Annotated in this window: 19 protein-coding genes; 9 read left to right on the top strand and 10 right to left on the bottom strand. The window is 63.2% G+C overall.

Features of this window, described 5'->3' with window-relative positions:
* Positions 1-53: 53 nt before the first annotated feature.
* The 4 genes from pgsA to ACP691_RS07295 form a co-directional block, all read right to left on the bottom strand.
* The gene (pgsA, locus tag ACP691_RS07310; RefSeq protein WP_426199003.1) at positions 54-611 is read right to left on the bottom strand and encodes a CDP-diacylglycerol--glycerol-3-phosphate 3-phosphatidyltransferase; all 558 of its coding nucleotides are present in this window, start codon (positions 609-611) and stop codon (positions 54-56) included.
* Between the two features lie 32 nt (positions 612-643).
* Positions 644-2,467 (bottom strand): excinuclease ABC subunit UvrC, encoded by a 1,824-nt coding sequence (gene uvrC, locus ACP691_RS07305; protein WP_426199001.1) that lies wholly within the window; start codon positions 2,465-2,467, stop codon positions 644-646.
* Positions 2,468-3,112 (bottom strand): response regulator transcription factor GacA, encoded by a 645-nt coding sequence (gene gacA / locus ACP691_RS07300; RefSeq protein ID WP_040262955.1) that lies wholly within the window; start codon positions 3,110-3,112, stop codon positions 2,468-2,470.
* A gap of 83 nt (positions 3,113-3,195) precedes the next feature.
* Entirely contained in the window at positions 3,196-3,564 is a 369-nt protein-coding gene (locus ACP691_RS07295) for a helix-turn-helix domain-containing protein (RefSeq protein WP_426198999.1), read from the bottom strand.
* 80 nt (positions 3,565-3,644) lie between these two features.
* Between ACP691_RS07295 and ACP691_RS07290 the strand changes: the two genes are divergently transcribed.
* Positions 3,645-3,887 (top strand): DNA-binding protein, encoded by a 243-nt coding sequence (locus ACP691_RS07290; protein WP_426198997.1) that lies wholly within the window; start codon positions 3,645-3,647, stop codon positions 3,885-3,887.
* Here the strand turns inward: ACP691_RS07290 and ACP691_RS07285 are convergent.
* Together ACP691_RS07285 and ACP691_RS07280 are read right to left on the bottom strand one after the other, a co-directional pair.
* A complete protein-coding gene (locus ACP691_RS07285; RefSeq protein ID WP_426198995.1) occupies positions 3,869-4,714 on the bottom strand; it encodes an NAD-dependent protein deacetylase in 846 nt (281 codons plus the stop codon). The two genes, ACP691_RS07290 and ACP691_RS07285, sit on opposite strands and share 19 nt — an antisense overlap.
* A gap of 41 nt (positions 4,715-4,755) precedes the next feature.
* Positions 4,756-6,171, bottom strand: coding sequence for a PLP-dependent aminotransferase family protein (locus ACP691_RS07280; protein ID WP_426198993.1), 1,416 nt, complete (start codon positions 6,169-6,171; stop codon positions 4,756-4,758).
* A gap of 215 nt (positions 6,172-6,386) precedes the next feature.
* Here ACP691_RS07280 and ACP691_RS07275 point away from each other — a divergent pair, with 215 nt between their 5' ends.
* The 8 genes from ACP691_RS07275 to ACP691_RS07240 all read left to right on the top strand — a co-directional run bounded on the left by ACP691_RS07275 (position 6,387) and on the right by ACP691_RS07240 (position 16,190).
* Entirely contained in the window at positions 6,387-7,523 is a 1,137-nt protein-coding gene (locus ACP691_RS07275) for a KamA family radical SAM protein (protein ID WP_426198991.1), read from the top strand.
* Positions 7,505-8,497, top strand: coding sequence for a C-terminal binding protein (locus ACP691_RS07270; protein WP_426198989.1), 993 nt, complete (start codon positions 7,505-7,507; stop codon positions 8,495-8,497). Before ACP691_RS07275 ends, ACP691_RS07270 begins: the two co-directional genes overlap by 19 nt.
* Positions 8,494-9,606 (top strand): pyridoxal phosphate-dependent aminotransferase, encoded by a 1,113-nt coding sequence (locus tag ACP691_RS07265; RefSeq protein WP_426198987.1) that lies wholly within the window; start codon positions 8,494-8,496, stop codon positions 9,604-9,606. Before ACP691_RS07270 ends, ACP691_RS07265 begins: the two co-directional genes overlap by 4 nt.
* Positions 9,596-10,825: a hypothetical protein gene (locus ACP691_RS07260; RefSeq protein ID WP_426198985.1), complete on the top strand. Its 1,230-nt coding sequence runs from the start codon at positions 9,596-9,598 to the stop codon at positions 10,823-10,825. Before ACP691_RS07265 ends, ACP691_RS07260 begins: the two co-directional genes overlap by 11 nt.
* Positions 10,826-10,827: 2 nt before the next feature.
* Positions 10,828-11,997, top strand: a complete 1,170-nt coding sequence (locus ACP691_RS07255; protein WP_426198983.1) for an MFS transporter — start codon at positions 10,828-10,830, stop codon at positions 11,995-11,997.
* A gap of 66 nt (positions 11,998-12,063) precedes the next feature.
* Positions 12,064-13,689: an NADP-dependent glyceraldehyde-3-phosphate dehydrogenase gene (locus tag ACP691_RS07250; RefSeq protein ID WP_426198981.1), complete on the top strand. Its 1,626-nt coding sequence runs from the start codon at positions 12,064-12,066 to the stop codon at positions 13,687-13,689.
* 79 nt (positions 13,690-13,768) lie between these two features.
* Positions 13,769-14,824 (top strand): tetratricopeptide repeat protein, encoded by a 1,056-nt coding sequence (locus ACP691_RS07245; protein ID WP_426198979.1) that lies wholly within the window; start codon positions 13,769-13,771, stop codon positions 14,822-14,824.
* Positions 14,825-14,933: 109 nt separating this feature from the next.
* Entirely contained in the window at positions 14,934-16,190 is a 1,257-nt protein-coding gene (locus ACP691_RS07240) for an ATP-binding protein (protein WP_426198977.1), read from the top strand.
* A 22-nt stretch (positions 16,191-16,212) separates the two neighbouring features.
* Here the strand turns inward: ACP691_RS07240 and ACP691_RS07235 are convergent, their stop codons facing one another.
* From ACP691_RS07235 to ACP691_RS07220, 4 genes are read right to left on the bottom strand one after another with little or no spacing between them, the layout of a single operon-like run.
* Complete coding sequence (locus ACP691_RS07235) at positions 16,213-16,590, bottom strand: response regulator (RefSeq protein WP_040262939.1); 378 nt, start codon at positions 16,588-16,590, stop codon at positions 16,213-16,215.
* 8 nt (positions 16,591-16,598) lie between these two features.
* Positions 16,599-17,852 carry a hybrid sensor histidine kinase/response regulator gene (locus ACP691_RS07230; protein WP_426198976.1) on the bottom strand — a complete coding sequence of 418 codons (1,254 nt, stop codon included), beginning with the start codon at positions 17,850-17,852 and terminating at the stop codon, positions 16,599-16,601.
* On the bottom strand, positions 17,846-18,424 hold the full coding sequence (locus tag ACP691_RS07225) for a chemotaxis protein CheB (protein WP_426198974.1): 579 nt from the start codon (positions 18,422-18,424) through the stop codon (positions 17,846-17,848). Before ACP691_RS07225 ends, ACP691_RS07230 begins: the two co-directional genes overlap by 7 nt.
* A 13-nt stretch (positions 18,425-18,437) precedes the next feature.
* A complete protein-coding gene (locus ACP691_RS07220) occupies positions 18,438-19,259 on the bottom strand; it encodes a CheR family methyltransferase (RefSeq protein ID WP_426198972.1) in 822 nt (273 codons plus the stop codon).
* Between the last annotated feature and the right edge of the window lie 18 nt (positions 19,260-19,277).

The following is a 19,277-nucleotide window of genomic DNA, read 5'->3' as shown; positions in this document are numbered from 1 at the left end:
GCGCCATTCTATCTAATCAACCGAGTCCGTCAAGCCTTTGATTCAAAAATAGTTTAATTTTTTACATCGGTGCTCAGATGGGGCAATGCCGCCCGCAGATAATTGACCATGGACCAAAGCGTCAACGCCGCGGCGATCAGCAGCAAGGCATAGCCCACCAGGACGATGAAGGTCAGTTGTGGGGGATTGCCCAGCAAGATGATCAGAGCGACCATCTGCGCCGCTGTTTTCCATTTGCCCAGGCTCGACACCGCCACCTGCGCCCGGGCGCCGAGCTCGGCCATCCATTCGCGCAAGGCCGATACCACGATCTCACGACCGATGATGACCGCGGCAGGCAAGGTAAGCCAGAGATTGGCATGGGCCTCCACCAGCAGTACCAAGGCTACCGCCACCATGAGCTTATCTGCCACAGGATCGAGGAAAGCACCGAAAGGGGTGCTTTGCTCCAGGCGGCGGGCCAGGTAGCCATCCAGCCAGTCGGTCGCGGCGGCGACGGCGAATACACTGCTGGCCGCCAGGTAGCTCCAGTGATACGGCAGATAGAACAGCAGGATGAAGATGGGAATCAGCGCGACGCGCAGGACTGTTAGGATATTGGGGATATTCATCGGCACGTCTGGCAGCGGGTTAGGCAGCCATTCTACTCGCTGTGCAGGTTGGCATAAATCGACTCCGCCAGCTTTTTGCTGATGCCTGGCGCCTTGGCGATTTCATCGATACTGGCGCGGGAAAGCTCCTGCAGTCCACCGAAATGCTTGAGCAGGTCGCGCCGCCGCTTGGGCCCGATACCTTCGATACCCTCGAGGGTAGAGGTGCGGCGAGCCTTTCCCCGCCGCGCCCTGTGGCCGGTGATAGCGAAACGGTGGGCCTCGTCGCGAATCTGCTGGATCAGGTGCAACGCCGGGGAGTCTGCCTTGAGGGTGAACTCATTGGCGATTTCGTTCAGGTAGAGGGTCTCGAAACCCGCCTTGCGGGTTACCCCCTTGGCGACTCCGATAAGGATCAGGTCAGTGATGCCAAGCTCCTGTAGCACATCGCGGGCCATGTTCAACTGGCCCTTGCCGCCGTCCACCAGCAACACATCCGGCAGCTTGCCTTCGCCGGCCTTGATCTTGCTGAAGCGCCGGGTCAGGGCCTGATGCATCGCGGCGTAGTCATCGCCAGGCGTAACGCCTTCGATGTTATAGCGTCGGTAGTCGGATTTGATCGGCCCTTCGGGACCGAATACCACGCAGGACGCCACGGTCGCTTCCCCGCTGGAGTGGCTGATGTCGTAGCATTCCAGACGCTGCGCAGGCTCATCCATCCCCAGTACATCCGCCAGGGCGTCAAAGCGCGCCGCCACATGCTGACGGTTCGCCAAGCGCGCGGCCAAGGCCTGCTCAGCGTTGGTGACCGCCAGCTGCTGCCAGCGCGCGCGGGTGCCGCGGACCCGGTGACTGACGCCCAAGTCTCGCCCGCGCAAGGTCGAGACGGCGTCGACCAGGGCCTCGATATCCTCGGGCAGGGTATTGACGATGAGTTCGCTGGGTAATTCGCGCTCGGAGCTGCCCAGGTAATACTGGGACAGGAACGCGGACATCACTTCGTCGAGACTCTCTTCGATACCGACCTGGGGGAAGAAATTCTTGCTACCGAGAACCCGCCCACCGCGTACGCTGATCAAGTGGACGCAGGCGCCGCCAGGGTTCACGAAAGCCGCGACCACATCCACGTCTCCGGTGCCCCCTTCCATGCTTTGCTGATCCTGCACGCGACGCAGCACCGCGATCTGGTCACGCAATTCGGCCGCTTTCTCGAAATCCAGGTTCATGGCCGCCTGCTCCATGGTTTCGGACAGCTCGTTGGTCAGCTGGTGACTGCGGCCTTCGAGGAACATGATCGAATGGCGTACATCCTCGGCATACTCCTGCGCTTCGACTGCCCGCACGCAGGGTGCCTTGCAACGCTTGATCTGATATTGCAGGCAGGGCCGCGCCCGGTTCTTGTAGTAGCTGTCTTCGCACTGGCGGACCTGGAAAGTCTTTTGCAAAAGACTCAGGCTTTCCCGGATGGCGCCGGCGCTCGGGTAAGGGCCGAAATAGCGCCCCTTCCCTTTCTTTGCCCCGCGGTGAATGCTCAGGCGTGGAAACTCCCCCTCGGACAGGTACACGTAGGGGTACGACTTGTCATCGCGCAGCAGGATGTTGTAGGGCGGCCGCCATTCCTTGATGAGGGTCTGCTCGAGCAGCAAGGCCTCAGTCTCGTTGGCGGTGATGGTGGTTTCCACCTGGGCGATATGGCCTACCAGCGCGGAGGTTTTCGGGGCCAGGCCGGTCTTGCGGAAATAGCTCGCCAACCGCTTCTTGAGATTGCGCGCCTTGCCCACGTAGAGCAGGCGGCCACCGCTGTCGAACATCCGGTAGACGCCAGGGCGGCCGCTGCAGGTAGACAGGAAGGCGGCGGGGTCGAAAATCTGGGTCATTTAGGCGTTGGCATCCACCATGCCGTGCCGAACGGCGAGCAGCGTCAGTTCGACGTCACTGGTGATGGAAAGCTTCTCGAAGATGCGATACCGATAAGTATTGACCGTCTTGGGGGAAAGGCACAGGCGATCGGAGATGTTCTGTACCTTCTGGCAGCCCACGATCATCAGCGCGATCTGGATCTCCCGCTCGGACAGCAGGTCGAACGGCGACGCGGTCGTCTGCGGCTGGAATGACTTCAGGGCCAACTGCTGGGCGATTTGCGGGCTGATGTAACGCTGGCCGGCGAATACCAGCCTTATCGCCTGGACCATCTCGGTCAACCCGGCGCCCTTGGTCAGGTAACCCGCCGCGCCCGCCTGGAGCAAACGGGTCGGGAACGGGTCTTCCTCGCAAACGGTGACCACTACCACTTTCACATCTGGATGGCTGCGCAGCATCTTGCGAGTGGCTTCGAGCCCTCCGATGCCGGGCATCTTGACATCCATGAGCACCACATCCGGCCGCAGGTCCCGGGCAGCCTTCAGCGCTTCTTCCCCGGACTCGGCCTGGCCGACCACCTGCAGCCCATCGATATCGGACAGCATTCGAGTAATGCCTGTGCGTACCAGATCGTGATCATCGACCACTAGCACCCTAATCAAGCAGACACCTCTCGTTACGCTTTACATTCATGGATGTACATTAACAAAGATACACATGCCGAACCTAGGCTTTGTATGAAAACTCACTCCCCTCGTATGCGCCCCCGCTTCGCTGCGCTGCCCGGGGCGGGCAGCAAGCCCACCACCGCGTCCGTCATGCCAAGCAGAGCCTGGCGGGCAGCGGGCGGGAGCGCGCGATAGTGGCCAAGCAGGCGAACTTCGTCTTCCTGCAACTGGTCCAGGGGCGGCGCCAGACGCTGGCCAGTCAGCACATAGAGAACATCGACGCCTTCCTTGGCGACAGCTTCCAGGTAATCGGCCTTCGGCCAACGTTCGCCGCTTTCATATTTACCCTGGGCGTTGGGCTCTACCCCGCCGATTTCCCCGAAGGCGCGCTGAGTGAGGCGCAGGCGCTCACGCTCCTCCCGGATGCGCGATCCAATTCCAGTCATTTGAATGTATAATCCTTGCTGAAACACCCGAAGCGGTGTGGATACGACCACTATTAAATCAAACGAAACGGACTTGAACTATGCACGGTATACGGACTGCCGCACAAGCAAGAGCTTGGCTGGATCGTCAGGGGAAATCTGTTCAACAATTCGCCCGGGAGCACAATGTAGACCCCGCGACCACCTACCAGGTGCTATCCGGTCGCAAGAAAGGAAGACGGGGCGAGGCGCACAAGGTAGCGGTACTGCTGGGGATGAAGGACGGTGTCATCCCCGGCGAGTGCGCGTCACTCGAAGCCGGCGTTCAGCCGGGCCCCAGCTGAGCCAAAAGCCGGGGCAAAGCGGCTTCGCAAGGTTGCCTGACCTTGAGCGCAAGTAGCGGATCGGCCCGGGTGCGCCCCAGGTTGATCGCAAACAGCGGTTTGCCTTGGCGGGACATTTCCAGGCACAGCCGATAACTGGAATAGGCCATCAACGATGACCCTACCACCAGCATGGCGCCTGCCTGTTCGGCGGCTTCCCAGGCGGCGCGGGCCGTGTCCGCGGCCACGCCGTCACCGAAGAACACAACGTCCGGCTTGAGCCTGTCTGACCCGCAGCCTGGACAGTGAGGCAAGTAGAACCGCTCGAGAAAGGCCGCGGCCAATTGAGCGTCCCCATCGGGCGCCAGCACGGCGCGCACGTCCAACAGTGTCGGATTGGCTGCCTCCAGGGCAGATTGCATCTCGGCGCGGGGCAACATTCGATGGCAGTCCAGGCAGACGACCCAGTGCAGATTGCCATGGAGCTCGATCACCCCCTGGCTGCCAGCGCGCTCGTGCAATCCGTCCACGTTCTGGGTAATGACACCCTTCACCCGTCCGGCTGCCTGCAGGCCGGCCAGCGCCAGGTGCGCGGCATTGGGCCGGGCCGCATCCACGCCTCGCCAACCCACCATGGCCCTGGCCCAATAGCGTTTCCTCGCAGGCAGCGAATGAATGAATTCCTGATGCATCATGGGGGCATTGCCCCGTCGCACCCCTTCGCTGTCCCGGTAGTCCGGGATGCCCGATGCGGTACTGATACCCGCGCCGGTGAGCGCAAGCACTGGCGTGTCAGCAAGCCGCTGGCACAGGCAGGCGACAGCATCGTCGACATCGGTGTCCTGCATGGCAACCTCCCATCCCTCGTTGGAAGGAGGTTAAACCAGGATCAGTCCGCCCGGCCAAGATTACGACGAACACCGTTGTCATCCCTGACACGGAACAGGCCGCATACGCGGCTGGCATCGAAGTGGGCGACATTCAGGCGCAGCCAGGGAAGGTCCTGCTCCGCGGCGCTGAACAATCTCCCGGGCGCGAGCAACACCCCCTGCTGGGCCGCTGCCTGGATGAAAGCATCCGTGCTTGCGAGGGATGGGTGTCGTATCCACAGGAACATGCCTTCCCTTGGCTGGTGATAGAATTCCCACCCCCAGCTTTTCAGCACCTGCTGGGCATGCGCCTGAGCTGCCTGCAAACGGCGGCGTACCCGTCGCAGGTGCCGCTCGTAGCTGCCATCGGCCAGCAGGGCGCCGAGAAAACGTTCGCAGAAGCTTGGTACCGCGACGCTGGTCAGCAATTTGAGTTCGGCGAGCCTGGCCATTTCTTCGGTGGGGCCCACTACATAACCTATGCGTAGATTGGCGGACAGGGTCTTGGAGAAACTGCCCACGTAGATGACGCTGGTCAAGCCATCCAACGTGGCCAGGCATGGACTTTTCTCGGAACAGAACCCGCCGTAGACGTCGTCCTCGACGACCCTGATGTCATGGTCCTGGCTAAGCCTGAGCAGGTCGCAGGCCGCTCGCGGGCTGAGGGTGGTACCTGTCGGGTTGTGTAAACGAGCATTGATGAAAAAGGCTTTTACCGGGCCCTGTGAAAGATGCCACCGCACCTGAGCGAGGTCCGGACCCTGGGCCAGCCGCTCGATGCCAAGCACCCGCGCCCCACGTAGCCGCAGCAGCCGTACCAGGCTGCTGTTGCAGGGGTCATCCACCATTACGCGGTCTCCAGGCTCCACCAGTATGCGAACCAGCAAGTCCAGGGCCTGGGTCGCGCCCAGGGTGGTCAGGATTTCCTGCGGTGACAACGCGACGCCCAGGCGACTGCGCAGGTGCTGACATAGCGCCTCCCTTAGTGGCAGGTAGCCAACAGGATCGCCGTACTCCACAAGCGAGCTTCGCGCGAAGCTGGCGGTGCGGCGAATTACCCGAGCCAGTGCCTGAGTATCCATCCAATCAGGCGGTAGCCAGCCGCAACCGAGCTTAAGCGCATGCCCTGGCGCATGGAACATGGACCAGAACGCGTCCACTTCCATATTCAGGCTCAGCGCTTGCGGGTTCGTCGGCAGTGCCGCCGCGGCGCTCAGGGCAAAGTAGCCACGGCCAGGGCTGGCTTCGACCAGCCCCAGGGCTTCCAGCCGCTCATAGGCGCGAACCACGCCATGGAAGCTCAGCCCGGGCCTGGCGGCCCACTGCCGGATGGACGGCATCTGCTCACCCGGGCGCACGGTGCCACTGGCCAACGCCTCCCGGATGGTTTCGAAGGCCCGCTGCGCGGGGCCGCTGCGACTACTTGTAGGGTCCATTCCACGCGCCGTATCGCTTGTGTGCCCTCAGACTTTACCGCCCATGGCCGCAGGGAACACCCATGCGAGGGCACAAAGGACCGGTTGACCCGGTGTTAGGGCCCGCGAGCTAACAGTTAGGGCCGTTATCGGCGCTTCCGTAAGGCCGGCGGCCCGTCGTGTTTCCTATGATCGCCGCTTGTGACAGGACCTGACGCAGCGCACGAGGAGGCCGGATGCACCACACCGACGAAGCACCCTGTTGGACCGATTGGCGATGGCAGCAGCGGCATTGCGTAGCGACCCTTGAAGAGCTGGTTCAGGCGTTCCCGGGGCTTGCGGCGCGCGAGGGGCTCGACGGTCTGCGGAAGATTTTCGACCGGCGCCGCGTGTCCCTTACCCCGTACGCCGTGAGCTTGATCCAGGTCGATGGCGATCAGACCCCGCTCGAACATGACCCCATGTGGCTGCAACTGATCCCTGAGGGATCCGCCGCGGGCCCGCTCGAATATGACGGCCATACGGAAAACTGGGAGCTGCCAGGCGAGATGGTCACGAGCATCTGCCAGCACAAATACGACAATCGGGTCATCGTACGCTTGTCGAATGTCTGCCATGCCTATTGCCAGTTCTGCTACGAGGCGTTGCGCACGCTAGAGCGCCGCTCCCGCAAGGCCATGTTGCGCAAGGACGCCTGGCAGGCAACGCTCGACTACCTGGCTGAGCATCCCGAGGTCGAGGAAGTGATCCTCAGCGGCGGGGAGCCGCTGATGCTCGCCGATGCCCGCCTCGAAGCGCTGCTGTCCAGTCTGCGTCGGACGCGGCCGGACATTATCGTCCGTCTGCATACTCGCGCCCTCTCCTTCAACCCGTTTCGTATTACCCCTGCATTGGTTTCATGCCTGGCCCGATATCAGGTCACGGCCGTTGGGCTTCACGTCGCCCATCCACGAGAGCTGACACCTGCGTTTCTGGAAAGCGTCCGTGCGCTGCAGCAGGCAGTGCCGCTGATCTTCGCCAATATTCCTCTGCTGGCAGGCATAAACGGCGACCTGGCTACCCTGCGTGAGCTTTGCATGGGTCTCTATCGCCACGGGGTCACGCCTCACTACCTGTATCAGTTCATGCCGTTTTCACCAGGCCATAGCCGCTATGCGACCCCAGTGAGCCAGGGCGTCACGCTGTTGCGCCAGCTCAAGCGCCATGTATCCAACCTGGCGGTGCCCGAATTCGTCATTCCCCATGTGACCGGCAAGCACACCCTCTCGCTGGAGCTGGGGGGCCAGGCCACGCGCCTGACCGTGGATGACCAAGGACATGAAATCGTCGACTTCATCAACTGGAGGGGTGAGTCATGCACCTTCCCCTACTGAAGACCCAGGCGCCCGGGCGCCTTCGCATTCTCATCCTCGACGGCCGTCGCCATCGCTATGTGGACGAGCCTGACCTGGAACGCGCGGTCCTGGGCCCCAATGCGCAGGTGGAGCTCGCCCACGTGGATTCGGTAGCGGACCTGCCTCGTTCGGCCTTGGCCTGCGATGGCCTCATCTGCTGGCACCTGGTTCCGCTGGACGCCGACGCGCTGGCTCGCTTCACCCAGTGCCGTGTCCTGGTCCGCGCCGCCATGGGCGTCGACAACATTGACCTGGCCGCGGCGCGACGGGCTGGTATTTCGGTAGCCAATGTGCCCGATTACGGTACGGAGGAAGTGGCGGACCACACTCTGGCGCTGGCCTTGGCGCTGCTGCGCAGAATACCGCAAGCCAACGCCGTGGTACGTGGCGGCAGCTGGGACTGGCGTGAGCTGGGCCCGCTGCCCCGGATCGCGAACCTGGTAGTGGGCCTGGTCGGGCTCGGGCGAATCGGCACGGCCGTGGCAAGGCGCTTTCAGGCGTTGGGCTGCAGGACGGTTTTTCATGATCCCTGGCTGGGAAGCGGCTGGGAAAAAAGCCTCGGCGTCACCCGCTGCGAAACACTCCAGGCCCTGCTGGAGCAGGCGGACCTGGTCAGCCTGCATGCACCCCTTACACCTGAAACGCGCTATCTGATCGGTGCCCCTGAACTTGCCTGCCTGGCGGGCAAGTATCTGCTGAACACCGCCAGGGGAGATCTGATCGACCCTTGCGCGCTGCGCGCGGCCATGGCGCACGCGCCCTTGGCAGGACTCGGCCTTGATGTCTACAGCGATGAGCGTGATCCTCCCCCACCCGAGCTCAGAGGCCCACGGGTGCTCTGGTCACCACACATGGCGTTCTATTCGCGCCAGTCGCTGGAAGAGCTTCGTCACAAAGCCGCGGTCGGTTTGCAAACCTTGCTGGCTGGCCAGCACCATCGGGACCGCTTATGAGCATTCATCGCCCCAAGCCAGCCAAGCCCCTGCGCAAGCGCCGGCCGAGCAATCCGTTCCCAGGGATCGCCGCGCTTGAACGCCGAGGCGGCCTGACCATTGCCGCACGCCTGAGCGCCAACGAAGCCCTGCCGCTGTACAGCGAAAGCCTTGCCCAACGCTATGGGCAAGGCTTGCTCGAGCAAGCCCGGCTGTACCCGGATCCGACGGCCTACGAGCTACGCCGGGCCATTGCCAGCGAACACGGGCTCACCGGTGATCAGGTACTGGTGGATGCCGGCGCAGATGCCCTGATCCATCTGTTCCTGCGTGCATTCGCCGACCCAGGCGGCGTCGTGGCTCTTGCGGCTGGCACCTACCCGACGGTGGGTTACTTCGCGCGTTCGCTCGGGCTTCGCGCCTGTCCCGTGGACTACAGGCCATACCCCGCGCCGGCCGCTGACCTGGCCGCCCTCGCCGAGACCGCCCAGCGACGCCAGGCCCGGGTCGTCTACCTGGCCAACCCGGACAACCCGACCGGAAGCGTCCACAGTGGCGCCGCTCTGCAAGCCTTCGCCCGGGAGCTACCGGAATCCACGCTGTTGATCCTGGATGAGGCTTACGAGGCGTTCGCGCCTGCCGCTGGAAACTGGCTCATGCCCAATGTCGTGCGCCTGCGCAGCTTTTCAAAAGCCCTTGGGCTTGCCGGCTTGAGGGTGGGCTACGCCATGGCCCCGCCTGATGTGCTGGAGATAGCCCAGGCAGCGCGCGTTCACTATGCAGTGGGTACCCTTGCCCAAGGCATCGCGACCCAAGCCTGGGAAGACCACGCCCACCGGCAACTGCTCGTCGCCGCTACAGGCGCCCTGCGCAGCCGTTTCTTCGAGATGGCCACGGCCGTTGGGCTAAGGCATTACCCGAGCGCGACGAACTTCGTCACCCTCCCCTTGGCAAACGAACAGGCCGGCGAACGCTTGCGCCAGCGTTTGCTCGACCGCGGCGCCAGCATTTATCTGGGCCGGCTCAACGGCCGCTTGCCGATCGCCAGGGTGACCCTGCAGCCTGAACTGTTCACGGCGCCACTGAGCGAAATCCTGTTCGACCCTGAGGAGGCCCGCAATGGCGAATGACCTGTTACTTATCCTCGGCATTGGGCCAGTGGCCCTGAAATACCTTGAGCCGGCGCTGGCCACCCATGGCCTGGAGCCCTTGGTGCTGGGCCCCAGGCGGCATTTGCCCGCGCAGACCTGGCAGACCTTTTCCCCCTCCCGCTTTCATGAAGTGCCGCTCACGCGCGAGGGCATCGAAGGTTTTCTTCAACGCCACGCCCGTCTGCGCGGTCGTATACGCGCCGTCACCACCTTGTTCGATGAACAGTTGCCTCTGGTGGAAGTCATTGCCCGGGCCCATGGCTGGGCTTACCCGGGCCCGGCGGCCGTGCGCCTGAGCGACAAGTCGACGGCCTCGGCCTATGCTGGAGACTTTTCCGTGCCCAGCGAGACGTTCAGCGCCTGTGAACCTGAACGGTTGGAACCCTTCCTGGCAGAGCCAGGCCGACGCTGGGTCATCAAGCCGGGCTGCTGCTCCGGCGGGCATGCCGTGGGCCATGTGGAGGGAGGCCCGGGTGCCCTGGCCCGGCTGCGCGCGCATCTGGCGCAGCATCATCCTCTAAACCCCGACAGCTGGATACTCCAGCCTTGCCTGGAAGGCCGTCTCATCAGCTTCGAAGGTTATATGCGCCAGGGGCAGCTGTATCGAGTAGGCGTGTCGCTACGCGTTCGCATCGGGCTCACCGAGGTCGCCAACCGCTTTCCGTCCACCGATGGCCTGGATCGCACGCAGCTCGAGCATGGCTGGAGCGCCCTGGAGCGGCTGTTCCAGACAGCCGGTTTCCAGGATGGCTGGTTCCATAGCGAATGCATCGCCGGGCCTGCCGGCCTTCGCTTGATCGACGCAAACCCGGGGCGCGTCGGCGGCGCGACCGTGCTCGAACAGGTCGCCCTGGCATGGGGTCATCTACCCACCGAGCTGCTAGCCCATGTGCTTCTGCTGCCACTTGGGGAACCAATGTCCACGCTGGAAGGAATGGTTGACAGGCCCAAGCCAACGCTGGGTGTCTGGTATGGCCTTTGGACACCCGCACGGCTCAACAGCGTGACCGTACCCGTGTCCGGAGCATGGCATACCCAGTTCGCGGCGGAAGAAAGCCAGGTGCCGGCCATGGGCACCTCGGACTATGCCTGGGTGGGCCTGGTCAGTGGCGAGGAACAGGCAGTACGCCAATGCCTGGCCGGGCTGAGCATAGACACCGACCTGGGGCCGGCGTCGCCCGCCTACCGGCTGGACTGAACATGGCTATCTATCTGATCCGCTTTACCACCTGGGGCAGCTGGAGCCTGCTGTTTTCCTTTTTCGCCGTATGGCTGAGCCGGGAGGCCCCCTTCAGCCCCGCCGATATCAGCTTGCTGGCCGCTACCATCGCCCTGGCCAATCGGGCCGGCGGGCTGGTCTTCGTACCCTGGATCGGGCGCTGGCGTCTACGCCGCGTGCTGATACTGACACAGCTGGCCATCATCCTCGCCGCCGCCGGGCTGCAATGGCTCTACAACCACGGCGATTACCTCCTGGAGGCTTGGCTGCCCCTGGCCGCGCTGTTCGGTGTCGCGCACTCGCTCGCCTCTCTGGCGCAGCTCACCTACCTGGCGGCGGGCGGCGCGGGTCAGAACCAGGTGCGGGCGTTCTCCATGGAAAATGTAGCGCTCAACCTGAGCGCCGGAATCACGCCTTTCCTGTCAGCGCTTGTTCTGGACGAACTCGCGCCCTGGTACCTGGTGGTTCCGGTGGTTTATTGCCTGGCCACCCTGGCCCTGACCGGTTTCATCAGCGACCTGGCCCCCGCCCATGCCGGGGCCAAACCCGGGGGAACCACCAGCGCTACCTCAGCAAAGGCGTTGGGAATGTTCCTGCTGCTCAATGCGCTATCGTTCTTCGCTTTCAGCCAGTTCTACAACGTCTTCCCCTTTTTCGCCCGCCAACAGCTCTCGGCACAAAGCATCGGCTTATGGTTCGCTCTGAGCAGCGGCATGATCGTACTGCTGCAGTTGCCACTGACCCGCTTGCTGGCGGCCAGGCCCCGACGTTGGCTGGTCATTGCAGCCAATGGGGTCATGGGGGTCGGAGTGCTCGGCCTGCTCCAGGCGGTGCAGAGCGTGCCCGCGGCCTTCCTTGCCGTGCTGTGCCTGACCCTGGCCGAGATGGTGTTCGGCCCGCTGTACCAGGTCATGGTCCTGGGCCTGATGCCCGGCCGACCTGCCTTTGCCATGGGCCTTTTGACCCTCATCTGGGCCAGCGCCGAAGCCATGGCCACCGGTGTGGGGCTGTACTTGGTGGCCGAAGGGCAGGCGACCCTGGCGTTCGGTCTCGCTGCCTGCGCGTGCCTCGGCGCGGTGAGCATCGGCCTGGTCTTCGGGCGCCTCCATGGCAGGGGCCCGCTGAGCCAGGCGTTGCGCGCGCCTCACTGAGCAACCGTCCGCCGAGGTCGGACAGGCCTGCTACGCTGCAGTTTTTCCAGTGTAATGGAGGTTGGCATGAGCGAAGCCCATCTGCTGTCGAACCTGTTCCCGACGATGCAGGATATACCCCGACAGTGGCTTCCCGGCGAGCCGCAGGTGCAGAAGGAATACCTGGTCGACGGCCGCTTCGAACAATGGGTGGGGCCTCTGGCGAAAGTCATGAGTCCACTCTGCCTGGCTACCAGCGAGGGAGACCGCCCGGTGGAACTCGGCAGCACCCCCAGGCTGGACGCCAAGGCCGCGATGACCGCGCTCGACGCCGCGGTGCGCGCCTATGACAAGGGCCGCGGCGCCTGGCCCATGATGAGGGTCGCGCAGCGGATACGCCATGTGGAGGCTTTCCTGGAGCGCATGCGTGAACAGCGGGCGCCAGTGGTCAAGCTGCTGATGTGGGAAATCGGCAAGAACCTCAAGGACGCCGAGAAGGAGTTCGACCGCACCTGTGACTACATCGTCGATACCATCGACGCGCTGAAGGAGATCGACCGCCGTTCGAGCCGGTTCGAACTCGAACAGGGCACGCTCGGGCAGATCCGGCGCGTTCCGCTTGGTGTTGCCTTATGCATGGGCCCCTACAACTACCCGCTCAACGAGACCTTCACCACGCTGATCCCTGCGCTGATCATGGGCAATACGGTGGTGTTCAAGCCGGCCAAGTTTGGCGTGCTGCTTATCCGCCCCCTGCTGGCCGCCTTCCGGGACAGCTTCCCGGCTGGCGTCATCAATGTGATCTACGGCAGCGGGCGGGAAACCGTCAGTGCCCTGATGGCCAGTGGCAAGGTCGATCTGTTTGCCTTCATTGGCACCCACAAGGCCGCCGCCGAGCTGAAGAAGCTGCACCCCCACCCTCACCGCTTGCGTTCCGCCCTGGGGCTGGACGCCAAGAACCCGGGGATCGTGCTGGCGGATGCCGACCTGGACAACGCCGTCAAGGAATGCATCACCGGTGCGCTCTCGTTCAATGGTCAGCGCTGCACGGCCCTGAAGATACTCTTCGTTCATAGCTCGATCGCTTCCCGATTCCTTGCCAGGCTTGCCCAAGGCGTGGCCGCGCTCAGGCCCGGCATGCCCTGGGATGCGGGAGTAACGCTGACGCCGCTGCCTGAGCCGGGCAAGGTGGCCTACCTCCGCGCCCTGGTGGATGACGCAGTAGCCAAGGGGGCCAAGGTGGTCAATCAGGGCGGGGGAAGCGTGCGCGGCTCGTTTTTCTATCCCGCGGTACTTTACCCGGTGGGGCCCGGCATGCGCATTCACGCGGAGGAACAGTTCGGCCCGGTGGTGCCCGTGGTGCCCTACACCGATATCGAGACCGTCATCAACTATGTGCTCGAGGCCAACTACGGGCAACAACTGAGCCTCTTCGGCACCGACCCGGTCCTGCTGGGCAGGCTCGTGGACACTTTCGCCAACCAGGTGGGCAGGATCAACCTCAATACCCAGTGCCAGCGAGGGCCGGATCAGTATCCTTTCAACGGTCGCAAGGATTCGGCCGAGGGCACCCTGTCCGTACACGACGCGCTGCGTAGCTTCTCCATCCGCACCCTGGTGGCGACGCGCTTCAATGAAGCCAACAAGGCGCTGGTCAGTGACATCATCCAGGCACGCAGTTCGGGCTTCTTGAGCACCGACTATATCTTCTAGCGAACCCGCGCGCCCGGCGGCGGTTTGACTCTACCGGCATTCTGCCGGAAGCTGTCGACCCGCCTGCACGGATGTCTGCATGTTCCGCTTTTCCCGCCCATTGCTATTGACGCTTGCGGCCCTGGTGGTCGCACTTGGCGTATGGCTGGCGACCCGTCCCGGGCTCCCACCTCCACCCGTATTGCCGCCGGAAAGCTACGAGCTGGCCCTGCGCGCGGCCCGCTCTGGCGAACCGGGGGCGGCGAGACTGCTTTATCAACAACTTGGCCGCGAAGATCTGGCGGCGACGGCGCGGGCAGCCCTCTACCCTTCCTTGGTCAATTATCCCAGCACACGGGCCCTGGCCTTCGTCCAGGCGGGGCTGGGAGCGCCTGACGCATCGGTGCGCCTCGCCGCGGTTGAAGCCGGCGCACAGCTCACTGAAGGTGAAGCTCGGGTGAAGCTGCTCGGTCCGGCACTCACGGACACGGACCCTGCCGTGCGTCGTTGCGCCGCGCTGGCGCTCATGAGCGCATCCCCTATGGACCTTGGCGCCTACGTCGAGGCCGCCAGCCAGGTAATAACGAACTATCTCACGGCGCTCGAGGCGCAACAGGGCGTTTATAGCGCTCAGTTGGAACTGGCTCGCCTACAGCTGGCGCGTGCGAACCCGGCGCAAGCGGCAGCGGCGGCAACCCAGGCGCTCAGCCTGGAACCAGAGGCATTGCGTGCCAGGGTGCTGCTGGCCAAGGCGATGGAGCGCCTGGGATCGGCGGCGCAGGCACGGGCTTTACTGGCTGAGCCGCTGCGCGAACAGCCGGATAATCCCTACCTACAACATGAACTCGGTCAATGGCTGTTGGCTCACCAACAGCCTGAGTACGCGTTGCTGGCCTTGGCCAAAGCCGTGGAATTGGCCCCGCAGGAGGGCGACTTTCGCTACGATCTGGCGGTGGCTCTGTATGCCATGGACCAGCCCGAAGCCGCCCAGGCGCAACTGGACCAGCTGATCCGTCGGCAACCTTGGAACCGCAAGGCCCGCCTGCGGCTGATCGACTACTACACGCGAAGTGGACAGCTACAGAATGTGCAGGTACTGCTGGCCGAGCTCGAGCAACAGAACCCTGACGACCCGATTATCCAGCAAGGCTTGTAGACGAACGTACCAGGTGGCTGGAACCGCGGACGGCAGGTGTGGTCCAGTCAATTACGAGTGGAGTACCGAGCCGCAAGGCAGCAACGCACGGATGGGGACGGCAGCTTTGATGACAGCGAAGCCACAGGGCGGGGATGCCTGGCGTGAAACCCAGGGATGCTGGCCTTCCGAGGACATGCTCGACGGAGGATGCAGGGCTGGCGAAGGCGTGCTCGTATGCGCGGCGCCAGGGCCGGACCGGGACCAGCTCTGCGCCCAGTTGGCCGAGGGCCTGGCGCCTGCCTATCGGTTGATCGAACCTGCTGAACTTTACCTGGCGCTCGAGCGTGGAGCCCAGATGTTGATCACTACCAGCGAGACACTGGCATGCGGCGATCTGGCGCCGCTGCAGGCTTGGCTGGACAATCAACCCGAATGGTCCGATCTCCCCGTACTGGTGTTGACGGCCGCCACCGGCGGTCGTCGCTTGCCACCCCCGCCCTCCCTGGCAGGTTTGGGTAACGTCCGACTGTTGCAGCGGCCCTATCATCCGGCTTCCCTGGAGATCCTGCTCGACGCCAGCCTGCAGGGCCGTGACCGGCAATACCGCATGCGCGCCAAGCTGATGCGCATGCAAGCCGATGACGGCGGTACCGAACCTTACATAGAGTCGCCCTCGCGCCTGGAAGCCGTGGGGCGCTTGACGGGCGGTATCGCCCAGGACTTCAACAACCTGTTGACCGGTGTCCTGGGGGGGCTGGACATGATCCGGCGCTGCCTGAACACCGGTCAATACGGTCGCCTGGACAGCCTTCTGGACTTGAGTACCCATTCAGCCCAGCGGGCCACCCAGCTCACTCACCGTCTTCTGGCATTCGCTCGTCGTCAACGCCTCGACGCTCAGGAGCTGGACATCAATCGCCTTATTGAAAATGGGCTGGGCCTGTTCAGCCGCAGCCTCAACAGCAGCATCGCCTTGCAGTTCAGGCCGATGGACAACCTATGGCCCGTCCACCTGGACCCTAGCCAGCTGGAAAGCGCGCTACTGAACCTGGTCATCAACGCCGGCGATGCAATGCCGGGGGGTGGCCGGCTGCTTATCGATACGACCAACCGGACCCTCGCCACCTGCGAAAACGCAGGCAGCCTGGCGCTACCGGCGGGTGACTATGTGGTGATCGGCGTGCAGGACGACGGCTGCGGAATGAACCGGGAAACCCTGGAACGTGCCTTCGACCCCTTTTTCACTACCAAACCGGCTGGCCTGGGTACCGGGCTGGGCCTATCGATGGTCTACGGGTTCGCACGCCAATCCGCAGGCTATGTCACCCTACACAGCGAGCCTTCCCGCGGCAGCCGCGTCGAACTCTATTTCCCGAAAGCCTAAACCCATCCGCACCCTCCTGGGTTCAGGCCAGTTCCTGACGGATCACCGCGTGCAGCGCATCCAGCGCGAAGGGCTTGGCCAGGATGGGCGCGCGGCGGGCGATAGGATGGGGGCTGTCGCTGATTTCCCTCGGATAACCGCTGATGAAGATCACCTTCAGCTCCGGGCGCAGTTTCACGGCGGGCTCGGCCACATCGACCCCTGAAATGCCACCGGGCAAACGAAAGTCCGTGATCATCAAATCCAGGTGCGGCTTGGTCGCGAGGATTTCGAACGCCTGGGAGCCATTCTCCGCCTCCAGCACGTGATAACCCTCGCCTCGCAAGTAATCGTTCAGGATCTGCCGTATCACGGCCTCATCCTCAACGATCAATACCACGTCTTGCGCGTCTCCACTCATTGCAATGCCTATATCTTGTTGGTCGGGCTGCCCATGTGACCTTGGGCATTCGAAGAGGTTGCGTCAACCTCGACGGACGCCTCCAGGGGCAGGCTCACGCTGAAGGTCGCGCCTTGCCCAAGGGTGCTGCGCACGCCGATATGGCCGCCATGAGCCGTCACGATCTGCTCGGAAATGAACAGCCCTAGACCGAGCCCGGCGATACCCTGGCGGCTCGAAGCGCGCTCGAACTGCTGGAAGATGCGCCGCTGGTCTTGCTCGCTGATGCCTACCCCATGATCCCGAACGTGAACCCTAGCCCATCCCGCGTCGCCCTCTACCCAGACATTGACCACACCCTGGCCGCCGTAGCGCAGTGCGTTGGTCAGCAGGTTCGCCACCACCTGCTCGATACGAAACTCGTCCCAGACCCCGTTCACCGGACCAGGGCACTGATAGTCGATGGTCATGCCGGCGGCGTTGGCCTGGGGCATGAAGCGATCCACCACATTGCCCACCAACAGGGAGAGATCGAACGGCGCCGGGCGAATGGACAGCTTGCCGGTGCGTATGCGCGACACATCGAGCATGTCCTCGATCAGGCGGATCAGGCTCTGGATCTGACGCTCGTCCCGCTCGACCATGCCACGCATCTTGTCCAGGGTGAAAGCGCTGGCGTTCCCCTTGGCCACATGCATCTTGCGCAGTTGGGTCTCCAGATGCAGGCCATTGAGCGGGGTGCGTACCTCATGGCTGACCACGGACATGAAATCATCGCGCATGCGCACGGCGTGCTCCAGCTCCAGTTGCGTTGCCTGCAACTGACACAAGAGAACTTCCTGCTGCTGGCGGCTGCGTTCCAGCGCTTCGAGCTGTTCGTTGAGCGTTTTGCGCTGCCGATATAGGTCAACGAACACATTGACCTTGCTCTTTACCGCGAGGGTGTCGAGCGGCTTTTGCAGGAAGTCCACGGCGCCGGTCTCGTAGCCTTTGAAGGCGTAGTTGAGCTCACGCCCGGCGGCCGAGACGAACACGATGGGGATGTGCTTGGTCTTTTCCGTGCTGCGCATGAGCTCGGCGAGCTCGAAACCATTCATGCCCGGCATCTGCACATCCAGAATGGCCAGGGCAAACTCGTGTTGCAGCAACAGGGACAAGGCTTCGTCAGCGCTGAGTGCCTGATAGACCTGGCGATCCTCGCGACTGATCAAGGCCTCCAATGCCAGCAGGTTCTCCGGGAGGTCATCGACGATCAGAAGCTTGGCAGGTGTTGAACTTAGCATGAGCCTGTTTCCAGATCGGCAATGAAGGTACCGATACCGTGCAAGGTAAGAATGTGATCCGGCTGCATCCTGGCAAGCGCGGACTCGGGCATGGTGGCAACCCTCGCTTCGCGAGGGTCTTGTACCAGGGTACGACCGCCTGCCTGCTGGATTGCGAGCAGGCCGGCGGCGCCGTCCTGGCTGGCGCCAGTCATCAGAACGCCAGTCAGGCTTGGTCCGTAGGCATCGGCGGCAGACTCGAACAACAGGTCGATGGACGGTCGGGAGAAGTTCACCGGGGGTTCCTGGCTCAGGAAAAAGGAATGATCGCGCTCGATGGACAGGTGATAGCTAGGGCTGGCGACATAGATGATTCCCAGTTCTATGCTGGCCTTGTCCTGGGCTTCACGCACCGGGCGGCCGAGCCTGCGCTCGAGCACGAGCGACAGCTCGCTGGGGCGCCGCTCCGGGAGATGCAGCACGGCGATCAGCGGCAGGCCGAAGCCCTGCGGCAAGTAACCGAACACGGTCAGCAGCGCTTCAACGCCACCAGCGGATGCGCCTAGCACCACCGCTTCGCACGCTTGCCTCATCGATAGCGCCTCTTCATGTTTTCCGGTAGATGCGTTCTTGCCGCGAATGAACCTCGAAGCGTCCGTTATAGCTGGAAAAATCCAGACTTTCCTTCGCCCCGAGCATAAGGAAACCCCGGTGGCAGAGCGATTCGTGAAACAGCCCGAACGCTCGGTCCTGCAACGGCTTGTTGAAATAGATCAGCACGTTACGGCAGGTAATCATATGAGTCTCGGAAAACACGCTGTCCGTCGCCAGGCTATGGTCTGCGAAGGTCACGTTGTCACGCAGGCTGCTGTCGAGTATGGCGTGGTCGTAGGCCGCTGTGTAGTAATCGGAAAAACTGCGTTGGCCTCCGGCGCGGTGGTAGCTTTCCGTATAGGTACGGATCGCCTCCAAGGGATAGATCCCTTGCTTGGCGCGCTCCAGCGAGGTGGGATTGATATCCGTGGCGTAGATGAGCGTACGCTCCAACAGGCCCTCCTCGCGCAGCAGGATGGCCAGGGAGTACACCTCCTCTCCAGTGCTGCAGCCCGCCACCCACAACTTGAGCGACGGATAGGTCTTGAGCAGCGGCACTACGTCGCGACGCACCGCGAGGAAATGCTCAGGGTCTCGGAACATTTCGCTCACCGGTATCGTCAGGTACTGCAAGAGTTCGGTGAAGGCCGCCGGATCGTAGAGGACACGCTCCTGCAGCGCCGAAATGGTCCGGCAGTCGAACTGGCGCAACGCGTGCAGCACCCGGCGCTTGATGGACGCGCCGGAATAGTCGCGAAAGTCGTAGCTGTACTTCAGGTAGATCGCCTCGACCAACAGCTGGATTTCAATATCCAGGGTCCGCTCGGGGCTCATGGGTAACGCACTCGCGAA

Source organism: Pseudomonas sp. DC3200b2 (genome assembly GCF_049895785.1).
Taxonomy (GTDB): Bacteria; Pseudomonadota; Gammaproteobacteria; order Pseudomonadales; family Pseudomonadaceae; genus Aquipseudomonas; species Aquipseudomonas massiliensis.
This window is presented reverse-complemented; position numbering and strand designations above follow the sequence as displayed.

Excerpts from the sequence above, each read along its gene's own strand:
- ACP691_RS07260 (WP_426198985.1), top strand. The coding sequence starts at position 9,596 with ATGGCGAATGACCTGTTACTTATCCTCGGCATTGGGCCAGTGGCCCTG.
- ACP691_RS07265 (WP_426198987.1), top strand. The coding sequence starts at position 8,494 with ATGAGCATTCATCGCCCCAAGCCAGCCAAGCCCCTGCGCAAGCGCCGG.
- ACP691_RS07230 (WP_426198976.1), bottom strand. The coding sequence starts at position 17,852 with ATGCTAAGTTCAACACCTGCCAAGCTTCTGATCGTCGATGACCTCCCG.
- ACP691_RS07270 (WP_426198989.1), top strand. The coding sequence starts at position 7,505 with ATGCACCTTCCCCTACTGAAGACCCAGGCGCCCGGGCGCCTTCGCATT.
- ACP691_RS07275 (WP_426198991.1), top strand. The coding sequence starts at position 6,387 with ATGCACCACACCGACGAAGCACCCTGTTGGACCGATTGGCGATGGCAG.
- ACP691_RS07245 (WP_426198979.1), top strand. The coding sequence starts at position 13,769 with ATGTTCCGCTTTTCCCGCCCATTGCTATTGACGCTTGCGGCCCTGGTG.
- ACP691_RS07250 (WP_426198981.1), top strand. The coding sequence starts at position 12,064 with ATGAGCGAAGCCCATCTGCTGTCGAACCTGTTCCCGACGATGCAGGAT.
- ACP691_RS07280 (WP_426198993.1), bottom strand. The coding sequence starts at position 6,171 with ATGGACCCTACAAGTAGTCGCAGCGGCCCCGCGCAGCGGGCCTTCGAA.
- ACP691_RS07290 (WP_426198997.1), top strand. The coding sequence starts at position 3,645 with ATGCACGGTATACGGACTGCCGCACAAGCAAGAGCTTGGCTGGATCGT.
- ACP691_RS07220 (WP_426198972.1), bottom strand. The coding sequence starts at position 19,259 with ATGAGCCCCGAGCGGACCCTGGATATTGAAATCCAGCTGTTGGTCGAG.
- ACP691_RS07240 (WP_426198977.1), top strand. The coding sequence starts at position 14,934 with ATGACAGCGAAGCCACAGGGCGGGGATGCCTGGCGTGAAACCCAGGGA.
- ACP691_RS07225 (WP_426198974.1), bottom strand. The coding sequence starts at position 18,424 with ATGAGGCAAGCGTGCGAAGCGGTGGTGCTAGGCGCATCCGCTGGTGGC.
- ACP691_RS07255 (WP_426198983.1), top strand. The coding sequence starts at position 10,828 with ATGGCTATCTATCTGATCCGCTTTACCACCTGGGGCAGCTGGAGCCTG.
- uvrC (WP_426199001.1), bottom strand. The coding sequence starts at position 2,467 with ATGACCCAGATTTTCGACCCCGCCGCCTTCCTGTCTACCTGCAGCGGC.
- pgsA (WP_426199003.1), bottom strand. The coding sequence starts at position 611 with ATGAATATCCCCAATATCCTAACAGTCCTGCGCGTCGCGCTGATTCCC.
- ACP691_RS07285 (WP_426198995.1), bottom strand. The coding sequence starts at position 4,714 with ATGCAGGACACCGATGTCGACGATGCTGTCGCCTGCCTGTGCCAGCGG.
- ACP691_RS07235 (WP_040262939.1), bottom strand. The coding sequence starts at position 16,590 with ATGAGTGGAGACGCGCAAGACGTGGTATTGATCGTTGAGGATGAGGCC.
- ACP691_RS07295 (WP_426198999.1), bottom strand. The coding sequence starts at position 3,564 with ATGACTGGAATTGGATCGCGCATCCGGGAGGAGCGTGAGCGCCTGCGC.